The 16,068-nt window shown below is 63.4% G+C and carries 19 protein-coding genes and 1 other RNA gene; 5 read left to right on the forward strand and 15 right to left on the reverse strand.

The features are described from left to right. The first annotated feature begins 110 nt into the window (after positions 1-110). A complete protein-coding gene (locus MRBLSP13_RS20660) occupies positions 111-269 on the forward strand; it encodes a hypothetical protein (RefSeq protein WP_363736997.1) in 159 nt (52 codons plus the stop codon). Positions 270-330: 61 nt separating this feature from the next. Here the strand turns inward: MRBLSP13_RS20660 and glp are convergent, their stop codons facing one another. From glp to MRBLSP13_RS20685, 5 genes are all read right to left on the reverse strand, one after another. After that, positions 331-1,512 (reverse strand): gephyrin-like molybdotransferase Glp, encoded by a 1,182-nt coding sequence (gene glp, locus MRBLSP13_RS20665; protein WP_363756407.1) that lies wholly within the window; start codon positions 1,510-1,512, stop codon positions 331-333. Then, the gene (gene moaC / locus MRBLSP13_RS20670; RefSeq protein WP_363756409.1) at positions 1,509-1,994 is read right to left on the reverse strand and encodes a cyclic pyranopterin monophosphate synthase MoaC; all 486 of its coding nucleotides are present in this window, start codon (positions 1,992-1,994) and stop codon (positions 1,509-1,511) included. Before moaC ends, glp begins: the two co-directional genes overlap by 4 nt. Beyond that, positions 1,991-2,782, reverse strand: coding sequence for an indole-3-glycerol phosphate synthase TrpC (gene trpC, locus MRBLSP13_RS20675; protein ID WP_363756411.1), 792 nt, complete (start codon positions 2,780-2,782; stop codon positions 1,991-1,993). Before trpC ends, moaC begins: the two co-directional genes overlap by 4 nt. Further along, complete coding sequence (gene trpD, locus MRBLSP13_RS20680; RefSeq protein WP_363756413.1) at positions 2,779-3,771, reverse strand: anthranilate phosphoribosyltransferase; 993 nt, start codon at positions 3,769-3,771, stop codon at positions 2,779-2,781. The genes trpC and trpD overlap by 4 nt, the downstream gene beginning before the upstream one ends. Positions 3,772-3,966: 195 nt before the next feature. Then, the gene (locus MRBLSP13_RS20685; RefSeq protein WP_363756415.1) at positions 3,967-4,557 is read right to left on the reverse strand and encodes an anthranilate synthase component II; all 591 of its coding nucleotides are present in this window, start codon (positions 4,555-4,557) and stop codon (positions 3,967-3,969) included. Between the two features lie 87 nt (positions 4,558-4,644). Here MRBLSP13_RS20685 and ssrA point away from each other — a divergent pair. Beyond that, positions 4,645-4,988, forward strand: a transfer-messenger RNA (tmRNA) gene (gene ssrA, locus MRBLSP13_RS20690). A gap of 150 nt (positions 4,989-5,138) precedes the next feature. Here ssrA and MRBLSP13_RS20695 read toward each other — a convergent pair. Together MRBLSP13_RS20695 and MRBLSP13_RS20700 are read right to left on the reverse strand one after the other, a co-directional pair. Beyond that, positions 5,139-5,885 (reverse strand): glutaminyl-peptide cyclotransferase, encoded by a 747-nt coding sequence (locus MRBLSP13_RS20695; protein ID WP_363736985.1) that lies wholly within the window; start codon positions 5,883-5,885, stop codon positions 5,139-5,141. Next, entirely contained in the window at positions 5,882-6,619 is a 738-nt protein-coding gene (locus MRBLSP13_RS20700) for a YgfZ/GcvT domain-containing protein (RefSeq protein ID WP_363737429.1), read from the reverse strand. Before MRBLSP13_RS20700 ends, MRBLSP13_RS20695 begins: the two co-directional genes overlap by 4 nt. A gap of 61 nt (positions 6,620-6,680) precedes the next feature. Between MRBLSP13_RS20700 and MRBLSP13_RS20705 the strand changes: the two genes are divergently transcribed. Continuing rightward, positions 6,681-8,006 (forward strand): dihydroorotase, encoded by a 1,326-nt coding sequence (locus MRBLSP13_RS20705; protein WP_363736984.1) that lies wholly within the window; start codon positions 6,681-6,683, stop codon positions 8,004-8,006. On the opposite strand, the gene rarD is transcribed toward MRBLSP13_RS20705, so the two are convergent. Continuing rightward, positions 8,003-8,884 carry an EamA family transporter RarD gene (gene rarD / locus MRBLSP13_RS20710; RefSeq protein WP_363736982.1) on the reverse strand — a complete coding sequence of 294 codons (882 nt, stop codon included), beginning with the start codon at positions 8,882-8,884 and terminating at the stop codon, positions 8,003-8,005. The two genes, MRBLSP13_RS20705 and rarD, sit on opposite strands and share 4 nt — an antisense overlap. Positions 8,885-8,910: 26 nt before the next feature. Further along, positions 8,911-9,132: a hypothetical protein gene (locus tag MRBLSP13_RS20715; RefSeq protein WP_363736980.1), complete on the reverse strand. Its 222-nt coding sequence runs from the start codon at positions 9,130-9,132 to the stop codon at positions 8,911-8,913. Positions 9,133-9,292: 160 nt separating this feature from the next. Here MRBLSP13_RS20715 and MRBLSP13_RS20720 point away from each other — a divergent pair, with 160 nt between their 5' ends. Then, complete coding sequence (locus MRBLSP13_RS20720; protein ID WP_363736978.1) at positions 9,293-9,988, forward strand: hypothetical protein; 696 nt, start codon at positions 9,293-9,295, stop codon at positions 9,986-9,988. A 57-nt stretch (positions 9,989-10,045) separates the two neighbouring features. Here the strand turns inward: MRBLSP13_RS20720 and MRBLSP13_RS20725 are convergent, their stop codons facing one another. Then, the gene (locus tag MRBLSP13_RS20725) at positions 10,046-10,726 is read right to left on the reverse strand and encodes a peptidylprolyl isomerase (RefSeq protein WP_363756417.1); all 681 of its coding nucleotides are present in this window, start codon (positions 10,724-10,726) and stop codon (positions 10,046-10,048) included. A gap of 169 nt (positions 10,727-10,895) precedes the next feature. Further along, positions 10,896-11,582 (reverse strand): TetR/AcrR family transcriptional regulator, encoded by a 687-nt coding sequence (locus tag MRBLSP13_RS20730; protein ID WP_363736975.1) that lies wholly within the window; start codon positions 11,580-11,582, stop codon positions 10,896-10,898. Between the two features lie 119 nt (positions 11,583-11,701). Here MRBLSP13_RS20730 and MRBLSP13_RS20735 point away from each other — a divergent pair, with 119 nt between their 5' ends. Beyond that, a complete protein-coding gene (locus MRBLSP13_RS20735; protein ID WP_363756419.1) occupies positions 11,702-14,002 on the forward strand; it encodes an arylsulfatase in 2,301 nt (766 codons plus the stop codon). Between the two features lie 141 nt (positions 14,003-14,143). Here MRBLSP13_RS20735 and MRBLSP13_RS20740 read toward each other — a convergent pair whose 3' ends face one another. From MRBLSP13_RS20740 to MRBLSP13_RS20755, 4 genes are all read right to left on the reverse strand, one after another. Next, positions 14,144-14,494, reverse strand: coding sequence for a glycine zipper domain-containing protein (locus MRBLSP13_RS20740; protein ID WP_363736971.1), 351 nt, complete (start codon positions 14,492-14,494; stop codon positions 14,144-14,146). A gap of 76 nt (positions 14,495-14,570) precedes the next feature. Beyond that, positions 14,571-14,885: a hypothetical protein gene (locus MRBLSP13_RS20745; protein WP_363736969.1), complete on the reverse strand. Its 315-nt coding sequence runs from the start codon at positions 14,883-14,885 to the stop codon at positions 14,571-14,573. Positions 14,886-14,945: 60 nt separating this feature from the next. Continuing rightward, positions 14,946-15,173 carry a hypothetical protein gene (locus tag MRBLSP13_RS20750; protein ID WP_363736968.1) on the reverse strand — a complete coding sequence of 76 codons (228 nt, stop codon included), beginning with the start codon at positions 15,171-15,173 and terminating at the stop codon, positions 14,946-14,948. Further along, positions 15,163-15,366: a hypothetical protein gene (locus MRBLSP13_RS20755; protein ID WP_363736967.1), complete on the reverse strand. Its 204-nt coding sequence runs from the start codon at positions 15,364-15,366 to the stop codon at positions 15,163-15,165. Before MRBLSP13_RS20755 ends, MRBLSP13_RS20750 begins: the two co-directional genes overlap by 11 nt. Positions 15,367-16,068 lie beyond the last annotated feature (702 nt).

Genomic DNA, 16,068 nt, shown 5'->3' on the forward strand with positions numbered 1-16,068 from the left:
GGAACGGGGCAAGTCAAGCGCCTAACGGTTCGCCGCGTTTAAGGGAACGTGCCGGCCGCCGGGCCGTTTTCAAGCCTGCCTTCGCCGAAGAAGGTGAATAGGAGAGTAAGATGGCCAACCAGAACAACCAGGGCGGCGATCAACGTCGCGATCAGCAGGGCGGCGACCGTGCCAATCAGGGTGGACGCCAGCAACAGCAGGAAGACCGGCAGGGCCAAATGGGTGATGAGCGCCGTCAGGACAAGTCGCCCGGCAAGCAGCAGCGCTGAACATTCATCAGCTTCGCACTGGAAGGGGTCGCATGGCGACCCCTTTCCTTATGCAAGGCCCTTATATTAGGGGAAGCACCGTGACGGGATCGCCTGCCGCCACCGGAGCGGAGCCTCCGGGACGCAGGATGAGGCAGTCTGCCATGGCCAGGGCGGCGGTGGCGGCACTGTCCTGCGACGTCACCGAAACGATGCCGGCTTCGGTGCGGAAGGCGCGAAGATAGTCGTCCCGTTCCCCCGTGGCGGGTAGCTGCGCTGCCAATGTCGCGACCGCGGTGCGCGGCAGGGGCGACGCCGCGCCCATCATGTGGCGGACTAGCGGCAGCAGGAACAGCGTCGCGGTTACGAAGGCCGATACCGGATTGCCCGGCAGGCCCAGGAAGATGGCGGAATCCAATGTCCCCGCCATCAGCGGCTTGCCCGGCCGCATGCGAATTTTCCAGAAATCGAGCGAGCCGCCAGCCTGGGCGAAGGCTGGACGGACCACATCATGGTCGCCGACCGACGCGCCGCCGGTCGAAACGATGATGTCGGCATCGGCGGCGCGGGCAAAGGCCTGGGCCATGCCGGGCAGGTCATCTCGCACGATCCCCAGGTCGATGATGTCGCAGGGGAGGCTGGCAAGCAGGGCCGCCAGCATGGGTGCGTTAGATGACGGAAGCTGGCCTGGCTGCGTCGACGCGCCGGGCGGCACCAGTTCATTGCCGGTGGAGATCAACGCGACCCGCGCCCGGCGGGAAACGGGCAGTGCGCCATGCCCCGCCACTACGGCAAGCGCGATCTGCGCGGGGCCAAGCGCGCTGCCGGCCGTCAGCAGGAGATCGTCCTTGCGGAAATCGGAGCCGGCCGAGCGGACATGGCGGCCCGCAGCCAGCGCCTCTTCGAGCCCGCGCAGCTCATTTCCTTCGCGGGCAGCATTTTCCTGGATCAATATGGCGTCTGCGCCCGGCGGCAGGGGCGCTCCGGTGAAGATGCGGCAAGCCTGGCCGGGCTCGAGCGGCGGAGGAAGCGCCCCACCCGCCGCGCTTTCGGCAACCACCTGCCATGGCCCCGGCGATTCGGTGGCGCGAACGGCATAGCCGTCCATCGCGGAAAGGTCGGCCCAGGGCTGCTCGCGCAGTGCTGCGACATCTTCCGTCAGCCAGCGCCCGGCGCAGGCGGCTACAGGCGCATGATCCGTCGGCAGCGGCCTTGCCAGCGCCATCAGGCGGCTCTGCGCTTCCGCGACGGGAAGCAGGCTCATGCCGCGCCCTCTTCCCCAGCTGTCCAGTCGCCGGACTTGCCGCCGCTCTTGGCCAGCAGCCGCACGTTGCTGATGATCATGCCCTTGTCCAGCGCCTTCGCCATGTCATAGACCGTCAGCAGCGCGACCGAGGCGGCGGTCAGCGCCTCCATTTCCACGCCGGTCTGTCCGGCCGTCTTCGCAGTCGCCGTCACGGACACGCCGGTGCCGTCCAGGTCGAGGTCGACGCTGACGGAACTGAGCGCAATGGGGTGGCAGAGCGGGATCAGGTCGGAGGTCCGCTTGGCCGCCATGATACCGGCGACGCGGGCGACGGCCAGCACATCGCCCTTCTTCACCAACCCTTGCGCGATGGCCGCCGCCGCTTCGGCGCTCATGCTGATGCGGCCGCTCGCGACGGCCTTGCGCGCGGTTGTCGCCTTGGCGGAAACATCGACCATATGGGCCGATCCCTCCTCGTCCAGATGGGTGAGCTTGCTCATTGGCCGGTCAGCAGCTTGCATGTGGCCGTTTCGACGTCCGCCTGTCTCATCAACGTTTCCCCCACCAGGAAGCAGCGGACGCCATGATCCGCCATGGCGATCAGGTCGTCATGGCTGCCTATGCCACTTTCCGCGACGAAGGTGCAGCCTTCCGGAGCATGGCCGACCAATTCATATGTCCGGGCGAAATCGACCGTGAAGTCTCTAAGGTCACGATTGTTGACGCCAATCAGGCGTGAGCGGAGTTTCATCGCCCGCTCCAGTTCCTGCGCGTCATGCACTTCGACCAGCGCGTCCATGCCCAGGCCGAGCGCGGCGTCCTCTATCTCCGCCATCTGATTGTCATCGAGCGCCGCGACGATGATCAGGATCGCGTCGGCCCCCAATGCGCGGCTTTCCAGCACCTGCCAGGGATCGATCATGAAATCCTTGCGCAGCACCGGCAGGGCGCAGGCGGCGCGGGCCGCGACCAGATAGTCGTCATGCCCCTGGAAAAAGGGTGCGTCGGTCAGCACCGACAGACAGGCCGCGCCGCCAGCCGCATAGGCGCGGGCATGTGCGGGGGGATCAAAGTCCGGGCGGATCAGGCCCTTGGACGGGCTGGCCTTCTTGACCTCGGCGATCAGGCCGAATCCGGAGCGGGCTGCGTCGTCCAGCGCCTTGCGAAAGCCGCGCGGCGGCGTCTGCTCGGCGGCGCGGGCGTGCAGCGCGGAAATGGCGGTTGCCACCTTTCGGCTGGCGACCTCTTCTCGCTTCATATTGCAGATTTCGATCAGCTTGTTCGTCATTTATAGGCAATCCAGCAATTGAGGAGTGCATTGGCAAGGCCGCGATCGATGGTTTCGGCGGCTTCCCCCACGCCTTCGCGAAAATCGGATACGGCATCCGCCACGACAAGGGCGGCAGCAGCGTTCAGCAGTACCGCATCGCGATAGGGACCAGCTTCGCCCTGCAACAGGGCGCGCAGGGCGGCAGCGTTATAGGCGGGGTCGCCCCCTCTGATCGCATCGACCGGATGGGTGGAAAGCCCGAGTTCCGCAGCGGTCAGGCGACGCATCGCGACAAGGCTGCTGCCTTTCACCTCCGCCAGTTCGTTGCCGCCGGCCAGCGACAATTCATCCAGTCCCTCGTCGCCGGAAACGATCATCGCGTGATCGACGCCGAGTTCCGCCAGCGCCTCCGCATAGACGGGGACATAGTCAGGGCGGGCGATGCCGACCAGCTGGCGGCGCACCCCTGCGGGATTGGCGAGCGGCCCCATCAGGTTGAAGATGGTGCGTTCCCCGATCGCCCTGCGAATGGGACCAAGCCGTTTGAGCGCGGGATGATAATTCTGCGCAAAAAGGAAGCAGATGCCAAGATCGGCCAGCGTTGCTTCTGCTGTCGCGGCTGCTCGAGCCAGGTCCAGGCCGAGCGCCTCCAGCGTATCGGCCGCGCCCGCCTTGGAGGAGGCGGCACGGTTGCCGTGCTTGGCCACGGGGACGCCGGCAGCGGCGACGACCAGCGACACCGCGGTCGAAACATTGAGGGTGTGATGCCCGTCGCCGCCCGTGCCGCAGACATCGATCGTCCCCGCAGGCGCCGTGACCGGGATCATGCGCTTGCGCATGGCGCGGGCAGCGGCGGCGATTTCCGTTGCCGTCTCGCCCCGCCGGGCCATGGCGACAAGGAAACCGGCGATTTCCTCCTCCGGCAACTCGGCATCGAACAGCATATCGAAAGCTATTGCGGCCTGTTGCGCGTCGAGAGGCTGGCAGGGGTCGGGCAGGCGGGTCATGGTCGCTGCCTTAATCATGGGAAGGTGCCAGAGTCGAGATGGGATACGCGAAAGTCGCTATGGATGTGCAACAGCGTGGTACTGGGCGGTGCCATATCGCGCCGTCTACTTCCGGATTCGCAGGACTGACGGTGATCAATTTTCCGGCGTTGAGGAAGCAGGAGGACAGGCGGCCGGACTGCCGGGGAAAGCGGTTCAGCCCGCCACACGTTCGCGGACCGGAATGCCGGCGATCCGCATGAAATTCGCCAGCATGTCGTGGCCATGTTCCGTGGCGATGCTTTCCGGGTGGAACTGCACCGAATGAATCGGCAGGTCACGGTGCCGGAATCCCATGACCGAACCGTCTTCGCTGGTGGCGTTGACGACAAGGCTTTCGGGAATGTTCTCGACGATCAGCGAATGATAGCGGGTGGCCGTAAAGGGCGAAGGCAGCCCCTGGAACAGCCCGGTGCCATCATGCGTGACCGGCGATGTCTTTCCGTGCATCAGCCCGCCGCGCACGACCTGACCGCCGAAATGCTGGCCGATCGACTGATGGCCGAGGCACACGCCCAACAGCGGCGCGCCGGCATCGGCGCAGGCGGCGACGAGATCAAGGCTGACGCCCGCTTCGTTGGGTGTGCAGGGGCCCGGCGAGAGCAGAAATGCCTGCGCGCCGGTGGAAAGGGCCTGGCCGGCGGAAATGGCGTCGTTGCGGACGACCTCAACCTGCGCGCCCAGTTCCATGAGGTAATGGACGAGGTTCCAGGTGAAGCTGTCATAATTGTCGATGACGAGGATCATGCCGCGGCTTTAGCGCCGGATCGGAGGCAGGGGAAGAGTCGGGATTCCGGATCGACGGGAGAACTGTCCTGGACCTGCGAACGGCGACGGCTTGATAAACCGGATGCGCCTCTCCATATAGGGCGGTGCCGGGTTCGCCCGGCTATGGTGATAAATCGTATCGTGCAATAGGCGCAGCGGACCCGGGGGCGGTACCCGGCGGCTCCACCACATTCCCCGGTTTTCGGGGCGCGTGACGGGGCCGAACTAGGATCGACGTGTGTTGAAAAGCGGTGCCTTTACCCGGCCTGAGTACGCCGTAAAAAGGTTCAAAACTCACAAGTGCCAACGATAACGAGGCTCTTGCTCTTGCTGCGTAATTGATGGCCTCACGGCCTGACATTACTCAAAAAGAACGCGGTTGAACCCACCGGGCAACAGAAGGGAATTCAGCGGCCTCCGGAGGGGCCGGGCAACAGAACCCTCCGGACCTTTTCTCCCCATCCATTTGGCATGCTCCGGGCGCTGAGAGAGGGACGTTGTCCCTGCCATGGCGGGTTCCGGCGAATTGCGCTTCTGGCGCTGAAGTTCACTGGCCCGACCTATTTCTCGACCTTTATCTCGAACAATCTGGCCCAATTCTTCCCCGTGACGAACAGACGGTCGGTCCTCGCGTCATAGGCTATGCCATTGGCGACCGCCTCGCTGTCCCTGGCGCCGCTTGCCTGCAGGAGAGGGGCGATGTCGAGCCAGTCGATCACCGCGCCGGTGCGCGGATCAATCCGGGCGATATGGGTATCGTACCAGATATTGGCCCATATTTCGCCCTTCACATATTCCAGTTCATTGAGGCGGTCCACAGGACGGCCATTCCACGTCACGGTGATCCGGCGTTCCTCGGTCAGCCTTTCGGGGTCCAGAAAGCGAAGCTGCGCAGTGCCGTCGCTCATGATGAGGCTGTGCCCGTCCTGCGTCAGCCCCCAGCCTTCGCCCTCATAGCGGAACTGGGAAACCGGGGAAAAATCGTTCAGCTTCCACACGAAGCCCTGCCGGTGCCGCCAGGTCAGGCTGATCAACCGGTCCTTCCAGTTGACGATGCCCTCTCCGAAATAGGGGCGGGGAATGATCCGGTGGGCCAGCGCCTTGCCGCTCTTGAGATCGACCTTCCGAATCTCCGACTCGCCCTCCAGGCCCGTGCTCTCATACAGGGCGCCATCATGGTAGAAGAGCCCCTCGGTAAAGGCGCCGGGGTCGTGCGGATAGCTTCGGACGAGTTTCCAGCGCGTCTCCGCCTGCGCGGGAAGGATCAGCAGCCACGCGCCCAGCAGCGCGACGAAGACGTGCCTCATTCGGCGGCCTGGTCCGCCATGGCCGCGGCAAGCCAGCCTGGCAGGGCGGCGGGATCCATATCCTCCATCCGCCGCAATTCGATGGAGAGGCCAAGATCAGTCAGCGCAGCCTTCTGCCGCTTCTCGTCGGCCTGTGCCATCGGCACCGCGACCAGGCGCCGGCTCACCTTGTTGCGATAATGCATGCGCGCGGTGTTTTCCTGCCCCACATAGCATCCCTTGTCATAATCCACGCCACTCAGTTCGCCGGCATTGGTTTCCAGCCAGAGGAGCTGGTCCTGACCGAGTTCGCCCGCGCCTTCGAATATGCCGAGCGACAATCTGTGCGCCCGGAATGCCGCGGATGCATCGCCTTCATCCTGCGTTGCGATCCAGCGGTGGCCGAGTTCCGACAAGCGCGGATCGAACGGCTTGCCGGGCGCTTCGAGAGCCCAATGCACCGCCAGCACATCCTCCCGCATGATCGCCACCTTGCGCCGCAGCCGGTAGATCGTAAGTCGCTTCATCAGGGCATCCGCCTGAGCGCCCTCGCAATCGATGAGCACATCGTCACCCCCTGCCCAGAGGATGAAATCGAACAGCACCTTGCCCTGCGGCGTCAGCAGCGCGGTCCAGCGCGGCTCCCCCTCCTTCAGCTTCAGGACGTCGCGGGTGAGCAGGCCCTGCAGGAAGCTTTTCGCATCCTCGCCGGAAATTCTGAGGAGCGCGCGGTCGGTAAGGGTGGTGCCGGTCATCGGCTTTAGGTAGGACAAACGCCCATCATATCCAAGCCCACCCCAAGCTGGCGAGACCGACATGACTTTCGACCTCCTCCTGAAGAACGGAACCGTGCACACCCCTGGCGGCGCGGAAAGTGTGGATGTGGGCGTGAGCGGCGGCAGGATCGTCGCCATCGGCGCATCCCTGGGCGATGCGGGCGAAGTGATCGACTGCGCGGGCCTGGACGTGCTGCCGGGCTGCATAGACAGCCAGGTCCATTTTCGCGAGCCCGGGCTGGAGCATAAGGAAGATCTGGAATCGGGCAGCCGCGCCGCCGTGCTGGGCGGCATCACCGCCGTGTTCGAGATGCCGAACACAAATCCCAACACCGACACCGCCGAGCGGGTACGGGACAAGTTGAAACGCGCCCATCATCGTATGTGGTGCGACCATGCCTTCTATGTCGGCGCCACCGCGGACAATGCCGAGCAGTTGAAGGAACTGGAGCGGATACCCGGCACCTCGGGGGTCAAGATCTTCATGGGTGCCTCCACCGGCAGCCTGCTGGTCGACGATGACGACGCATTGTCCCGTGTCCTCGCCAGCGGCACCCGCCGCGTCGCCATCCATGCCGAGGATGAGGCACGGATGAACGCGCGCAAGGATCTGCGGGTGGAAGGCGATCCGTCGTCTCACCCCGTGTGGCGTGACGATGAAAGCGCGATGATCGCCACCAGGCGGATCATCGATCTTGCCCGCAAGGCGCGCCGGCGCATCCACATCCTGCATGTGACGACGCCCGCCGAACTGGAGTATATCGGCCGGAACAAGGATATCGCGACCTGTGAAGTCACGCCCCAGCATCTCACCCTGGCGGCGGAGGATGCCTATCCGCGTCTTGGCACATATGCGCAGATGAACCCCCCGATCCGCTCCGGCGCGCATCGCGACGGGCTGTGGCACTGGCTGAACCAGGGGGTGCCCGACGTTCTGGGCAGCGATCACGCGCCACATACGATCGAGGAGAAGGCGAAATCCTATCCCGCCTCGCCCAGCGGCATGCCGGGCGTGCAGACGCTGGTCCCGCTGCTGCTCAATCACGTGGCGGAGGGGCGGTTGTCGCTCCGTCGCTTCATCGAACTGACTTCTTCGGGGCCGCAGCGCGTCTTCGGCCTGGTGGGCAAGGGCCGCATCGCGATCGGTTATGACGCCGATTTCACCGTAGTCGACCTGAAGAAGCGCTGGACGGTGGGTGGCGACTGGCTGTCCTCCCGCTGCAACTGGTCGCCTTTTGAGGGGATGGACCTGACCGGCAAGGCTGTCGGCACCATCATCCGCGGCCATCGCGTCATGTGGGAAGATGCACTGGCGAATGAGGCAGTGGGTGAGTCTGTCCGTTTCGAAGCGACCGAGTTCGCCTAAACCGCTGCCAGGTGGTTGCGGCGGGCGGCGCTCAGGCCGTCCGCCGCGAACACGACAAGGCTGAGCCAGATCAATCCGAAGCTCGCCATCTGTCCCATCGTAAGCTTTTCGCCGAACAGCAGGATAGCGCACAGGAACTGGATGGATGGCGCCAGATATTGCAACAGGCCAAGCGTCGCCATGGGCAATCGATGCGCGGCGATCGCAAACAGGACCAAAGGAAAGGTCGTAACTGCGCCGGCTGCGATCAGCAGGGTGGTGGTGGGCACATCCTGTCCAAAGCTGGCGCCGCCGTGCATCGACAGCCAGAACAGATAGGCTATGGCCGGCGGCATCAGCAGAAAGGTCTCGACACCCAGTCCGACCATGGGGGCAACCGGCGTCATTTTCCGAATCAGTCCATAAAAGCCGAAGGAAAATGCCAGCGCCACGCTGATCCAGAGCGTCGTCAGCGCCGTTGCGGCCATGATGGCGACGCCGACTGCGGCGATCGCCACCGCCGCCAGTTGTCCCAGCCTCAGCCGCTCGCCGAGCAGCAGCATGCCCAGCCCGACGTTGACGAGCGGATTGAGGAAATAACCCAGGCTGGCGGCGATGACATGCCCCGCGTTCACCGCCCAGACATAGGTCAGCCAGTTGATGCCGATCATGAGGGCCGATCCGGAAAGGGCGAAAAGGAGCCGCCGGTCGCGCAATATCGCTCCCACTTCGCGGAGGCTCCGTCGCGCCAGCAATAGCGTCAGGATCAACAGCAGCGACCACAGAATGCGCTGGCAGACGATCTCCACCGCATCCACATGATGCAGCAGCTTGAAATAGATCGGCAGCAGTCCCCAGGTGCCATAGGCCGCCACGGCCGCGAGCAGGCCTTGCCGCACCGCCTGTTCGGATGGGTGGAAATTATTCAGAGGACGCCTCCGCCCATGAACAGCCGCAGGGCGCCGAACGCCGCCACGATCAGGCAAAAATTACGCCCCCCGTTTTTCGTGGAGAACATGCCGACAAAGGCGCCGAACAATGCCATGGGCACCAGCAGCCAGTTCAGTGCCCCCAGCAGCGGAAAAACCGCCGGGATCATCAGAATCAGGGTGATGAGGCCAATCAGGGCTGACAGGATGTTGAACATGGCCGCACAAATGGCGAGTGAGAACGGCCGAAACAAGGCAAGATGCCGGGCCAGTTGATGCAGACTGGCCCGGCGTCCGGAAAAAATTCGCGATTCACCAAAATCCCTAACGGAAAATTAACCTCTACTCTTCATCCCTTGTTTACGAAGGAGTGAAGCGATGACGCCTGTTCGATCTTTCTGTGTTCTGGCGATGCTTGTCGCCCTGCCTCTGGCGGGTTGCGGCAAGAAAAAGGATGATCTGAACGCGCTCGATGCCCAGCTCACCAACAATGCGGTCGATGCGCTCGCCAACCAGATCGTGGTCGATCCCCGGCTTGCAGGCAGCTCCAATGCGGCCGCAAAACTGCCGGCGTTGAAGGGAGAGGCCGCGACGGCGCTGGCGGCCTCCGTGAAGCTGGCTGGCGGGTCGCTGCTTGCTACGCCCGCGCCCGCTCTGGGGGAGGCAAAGGAGTCCGAATCCGCGCTGGCTGCCGTGGCCGCCGAACAGAAGAAGCCGGGGGGCAATGCCCTTTGCCGTGAGCAACTGATCCATGGCGCGCAATGGGCCAGCCGCCTGCCTGAACCCTTTGCCGTTTATCCCGGCGCGCAACTCATGGAAGCTGCGGGCGCGGAAAAGGACGGTTGCACGCTGCGGGCGGCGACATTCGTCACGCCGGTGCCGTGGCAAAGCGTGATGGACTTCTATTATACCCAGGCTCGCCGCGCGGGCTTTGATGCCGAACACAGGGTGATGGGCGGCGACCATGTGCTAGGCGGATCGCGCAAGGATGACGGCAGCGCCTTCCTGCTGCTGTTCACCCAGGTGCCGGGCGGCAAGACGAGCGTCGACCTGTTGGCGGATAACGGCCGGTAGGACCGCGAGGCACCGCGCACTGGTCAGCTGCGCATCGCAGCGGCCGTCCGCCCGATTTCACGGCTCGCGCCTGAGGCCCAACAACCACGGCTTTACCCCGCGCGTCGGATGAGGCGTGCCGTCAAGCCGCCTTGCGCGGATGATACGGATCGGCTTGATGATCATCTGCCCCCGCATCGGTCCCGATCCGCAGCAGGTCGGTACGGCAAGGATTCGCTTCACCACATCCATGCCGCCAACGACGTGGCCGAAAGCGGCATAGCCGATATAATCGCCCCGCGCGTCCATGTTCGGCGTCGGCCCCACGGTGATGAAGAAATTGCCCATGGCGGAATTGGCGCGGTCGGGCCTCGCCATGGAAAGCGTGGCGTCTAGATGCCTGATCCCGGTCTGCGTCGTCGGCTCATGCCTGATGGGCGGCAGCGAACGGCGGGCGTCGGTGTCGATCCCGCCCTGGATCAGCCCCAGCCCTGGATCGCTCTTGCGCCGCGCCGCGCGATAGAAGGTCACGCCGTCGAAGCGCCCGTCATCGACATAGGTAAGGAAATTGGTGGAGGTTATCGGCGCCCGTCGATCGTCGGTCGCGACCACGATGGTGCCCACGGAGGTCTCTATCGCTACGCGGGTATGGCCGGGGGTGGGCCGGTTCGCGGGTAGCGCGAGGGCGGAACCGGAAGGCAGGGTGCCAAGAAGCAGGACAAGCGACAGGAGGGCAAAGCGCAGGACAGCAGGGATCATCGACAGGAAAGCACGCTCAATGAAAGGAGTTCCGCCCCAGGCTAGAGCCTGTGCAGGCCCGGCGCAACCGGGTGACAAGCACCCGTTCCACACACTTCTTCGCAGAAGAAGGCGCCGCCATGAGTCAGTTCATTCGGCGCAAGCGATCCTGGCCATGCAGAACAGGTAATCAGATTTCGTTGGAGTCCCCGTCCGTCTTTGCCGCATGCCGCACATTCGGATTTCCCGTCGTCGGGCATGCGGCGATGCCCGCCACCAGTATGTCGAGCGTATCGGCATAAATCTCTTCCACCAGCAATTCCGCTTCGGGATCGCGGTCGTGTCTGATCAGCACGTCAAGCATCAATAGGTTCGTTGCGATGAGCCGATGCTGCACCAGTTGCGGTGGAACGTCCGGCATGGCTCTTTCGATCAGCAGGAGAAGCTCGACCGTCACGGGCGTCAAGCTCATGGCCTGGCCGCGCAGGGCAATGGCGGGTTCGAATTGCAGGACCTGCCGCAGGAAGGAGGCGTAGCTGTGTTGGCCCCGCTCGTCCTGCTGTTCGAGAAGGGGGCGAAACAGGCAATCGAGCAGAGTGCGCAGATCCGCTTCCTTGCCTTTGACGCGCGCCGCTGCCAGCAGGGCGCTGCGACGCGCATCGATTGCCGGCAGCCGCCCTGTATAGATCGCGTTCACCAACCCGTCGCGTCCGCCGAAATGATATTGAACCGAGGCCGGATTCGACAAGCCAGCCGCGGCGCTGATCTCTCGAAGCGACACGGCGTCGAGGCCGCGCTCGCCCCATAAACGCTCCGCCACATCGACGATAACGGCGCGCGACTTGGGTCGTTTCACGGGGACAGCGGCAGGGCTCATGGCATTTCACCATATCCGCTTGCGCGCCCACGTCCAGTTTAATACACATGTTATAATTCTGGTGAGACGGTTGGCAATGCCGCATCTGCTGGTTCGAAAAAATTCACGGGAGGTGCCGCATGAAATTGGTGTTCACATCATTGGTTCTGTCGCTTGCCGCGTCCGCCCTGGCTGCTGAGCCGCGCACAACGCTTCCGCTTCCGGACAGGACATTCACCGGCACGGTCGGGCGGACGTTCCGGGAATCGTCATCCGCATCGCTTCCCAAGCCTGTCGCGGCGCCCAAAGGGGCACCCAATATCGTCGTCATCATGCTCGACGATGCCGGCTTCGGCCAATATGCGACTTTTGGCGGCGCGGTGCCTTCGCCTGCGATGGATCGGCTGGCGGCCGAGGGCTTGCGCTTCAATCGCTTCCATACGGCCGGTATCTGCTCGCCCACGCGCGCCGCGCTCCTGACGGGGCGCAATCCGCATAACGCGGGGGTCGGTATCGTCACCGAACTTGCGACCGGCTATGACGGCTATACGGGCATCATTCCGCAGAGTACCGTGCCTGTTGCCCGCATTCTTCGCGACAATGGCTATGCCACCGCCATGTTCGGAAAGAACCACAACACGCCGCCTGCCGAGGCCGGGCCTGCGGGGCCCTTCAATCACTGGCCGGGCGGCTTTGGCTTCGATTACTTCTACGGCTTCAACGCCTGGGGCACCAGTCAGCATCAGCCGTTGCTGTTCGAGAATAACCGGCCCGTGCCGCCTGTGCGCGACCCGGACTATCACCTCACCCATGATCTTGCGGATCGCGCCATCGGCTGGATCAGGAGCGTGAAGGCCGCCAGCCCCGACCGGCCCTATTTCCTCTATCTTGCTCCCGGTGCGACGCATGCGCCGCACCATGCGCCGAAGGCATGGATCGATCGCTTCAAGGGTCAGTTCGACAAAGGCTGGGACGCGTATCGGACCGCCGCCTTTGCAAGGCAGAAGGCGCTTGGCGTGGTGCCGAAGGATGCCGAGCTGACCCCGCGTCCGGCGGAAATTCCTGCATGGGACAGCCTGCCACCTGAAACGCAGCGCATCTTCGCTCGTCAGATGGAGGTGTTCGCCGGATTTGCCGCCCATACCGATGCGGAGGTGGGCCGGCTGATCGATGCCGTCCATGCGATGCCAGGGGGTGAGAACACGCTGATCGTCTATATTGCGGGCGACAATGGCGCGAGCGCGGAGGGCGGGGCGAATGGTACGCTGAACGAACTGGGGCCGGCAAACGGGTTGGAAGAGAAGGTGACGACCGCCGAACTGGCGGACCTGGGCGGTCCGGCCTATAACAACAATTATCCCGCCGGCTGGGCGTGGGCGGTCAATACGCCTTTTCGCTATTACAAACAGGTGGTGTCGCATCTTGGCGCGGTGCGCAATCCCATGGTCATGTCGTGGCCCGCGCACATTGCCGACAAGGGTGCGCTCAGAAGCCAGTTCACCGATGTGACGGACATTGCGCCGACGCTTCTTGCCGCTGCAGGCGTTACGGCGCCAACCAGCGTCGACGGCGTTGCGCAGAAGCCGCTGGACGGCGTCAACCTGCTCCCCGTGGCGACGGAGCCCCATGCGCCCGAGGTGCGGCAGCGCCAATATTTCGAGGTGTTCGGCAATCGCGCCATCTATGATCACGGCTGGATGGCATCGGCCCGGCTCGCAAACCCGTGGGAAGCCAACCGTGCCATGTTGGATCCCGATAAGGTTCATTGGGAACTTTACGATCTGGATCATGACTTTACCCAGGCCCATGATCTTGCCGCTCGCTGTCCCGAACGGCTCGAGCAGTACAAGAAACTGTGGTGGGAGGAAGCGAAGCGCAACAATGTGCTGCCGCTCGACTGGCGGGCAGGGGAAAGGCTCGCTAACCGCCCGCCGGACTCGCGGACCCATTTCGAACTGTATCCCGGTACGATCGGCATTCCCGAAACGATCGCGCCCAATATCCGCAACCGGTCATGGACCATCGCGGCGGACGGCAGCTTCACTGCGCGTGACAACGGCATGCTCATCACCCAGGGAGGCATGACGGGGGGCTGGGCCTTCTATCTGCGCGATGGACGGCCCGCTTTCGATTATAATCTTGGATTGGCGGCGCATTACCGCATCGTCGCGCAATCTCCGATTGCGGCAGGTACGAAGTCGCTGGTGGCGCGGTTTGATTATGAGGGCGCCCCGCAGGTCAGGGGTGGCGGGGGCGTACTGACCCTGCTCGCCGACGGGCAGGTCGTGGCGACCGGCCATCTCCCCCGGACACTTCCGGGGATTTTCTCGCTTAATGAAGGTCTCGACGTGGGGACGGATTATGGATCGCCTGTCGGCGACTATCCGTTTCCATCCGACTTCACCGGGATGTTGAGCGATGTTCGGATCGACCTGCGCTGATGCCGGGTTTTCGGACGCGGCGAGGGCGTTTTCTACTCTGATGGAGAGAATCAGTCGGCTCGGCAGGAGCAGTAAAACAGAAAATTGAAGCAGCAAAAGAAAGGCGGCAGCTTCATCGCCGCCGCCTTTCCTGATTCCTGCTTAGCAGCTTGAATTGCGGTCGATGGCGCGGCCGGCCAGGGCGCCTGCGCCAGCGCCGATGATGGTGCCGGGAGCCCGATCACCGTGGGTGTCGACCGCGCGGCCCAGCAAAGCCCCGGCGACACCGCCCAGCAGCAGGCCCGTCGTCCCGCCCGACTTGCGGCAACGATAGCCGCGGTCATCGCGATAGGAGCGGTAGTCGCGATAATCGCGGCGGTCGGAATAGCGGACCCGCTCGTGACGGTCATAGCGATGCCAGCCGTCGTCGCGGGCGAAGGACGTTGCCGGAACCGCTGCGGAAAGCGTCGCGGCAGCAGCAGCGATGGCGAGCATGGTTTTGCGAATGGTCATGACTGGTCTCCTCTTACCTTGTCGTTGACCCGCTTATTCCACGCGGCACATGCGTCGATCCTGAACCGCTTTGTTATCAACGGTTAAGCTGAACGGAACTGGCCGTGCCGTGTCGATAAAGCAGGTTAAGCGCGAACGCGCCGCGGCCTTTCGGAATGGATATGGACCGGAAATCCCACCTTGCCGTCTTCAAATAGAGGAGGTCGGCACGCAGAACGGACAGCGCAGCGAATCGTCCCAGGATCCGGCGGAAGGACGCGACGACGTAACGCCGCCGGAAAGAGGTTTTCCCGGCGGCGATGAGGATCGCGCCGACGGTGGAACCCTGGAGCGCATAGAGAAGGCCGAGGATGACGACGCCAATCCCTTGGCACCACCGGTCAATATCCAAGCCGGGAGCTCGTCGAAGGGACGGAAGCAGCCTTATCGCTTGCTGTTTCTCAAGCCACGATCAACTGGAAAGCAGCGGGTAACGCATGCGCCAATCATCCAGCAAGGCCTCGATCGCGGCGATCTCCTGGAATGTGCCGGTCGGCGCGGCAGACCAGTTGCAATGAGGGTGCGTGGTACGGCTATAGAGGCGGATCGGCCCTACCAGCCTGCGCCAGTGATGCTTGCTGCGTCCATGATCGCGGACCATCCGGGCAATGATCATGTCGACAAGTTTGTCAGTCGTCATTTTCTTTCCCCTCGGCGCAGGGCCATTGTCCGGGCAGTTCCAGATAGGCCTCCAGCTCCCGCCAATGCCGGTCCCATCCTGGGCCGCGCCGTTCTTCCGGCACATGCGCCTCCACCATGCGTCTGGCTCGCGCCACGACATTGTCGCTGGGCGCGCGCAGACGGGCGAGAATGTCCCGGATACCGCCCGTCATGAAGATCGCCGCCGCATGGATCGCTGATAGAAGCAGCCATGCCGGCTTTCAACAACTCCGAAGTGCGGGAAGCTCAGCGTCTCAAGGGCCGGGGGAAAGCGCGCTTTCGCTTTGTCGTGAAGCAGAGCGGGAGCGCAGTGCGAAGGCTACCTTGCTTTATGGCGTCTGATACTGGCGGCTATCCAGCCCGGGATCGGAGTTGGGCCTTCGCTTTGGGTCGGAGGGTTCGTGGTCCCTCATCAGGCGAAAAGGCCCGTGTGTCCGGGCATTGGAAACAGAAAACACATATTTTCCAGACCTTTAAACAAAAAAATCCAGAAATTTCTCGAAACTGTCATTTTTAGGGTTGCCTGAATCTGCTGGCCCACCTAGATGCCCCTTCACCGACGCGGCGCTGCCCCACTGGGACGGCGGAAGCGGCGGTCGCCGACATAGACGGACGCTGGTCCCCCGGAACGCAAGGAACGGGGTGGGATAGCTGTCCGGTTTATGTTGTGAGGTTCTTTGACATTGTAGATTGATGAAGGGACATGTGGGCGGCGGCTCCGGGTTCTGGCGGCTTCTGGGCGTCGGATATTCGGTTAAAGCAAGCCATTACTCACAATGTCCTTACACACCATGTAAGATTTGTGCAGGAATGGCTCCTAGAAATGAGCGGTTCTATCTTGGGATTATTCCTCCTGGGATAGGATCGGACATCAA

The organism is Sphingobium sp. LSP13-1-1.1 (genome assembly GCF_040676415.1).
Classification (GTDB): domain Bacteria; phylum Pseudomonadota; class Alphaproteobacteria; order Sphingomonadales; family Sphingomonadaceae; genus Sphingobium.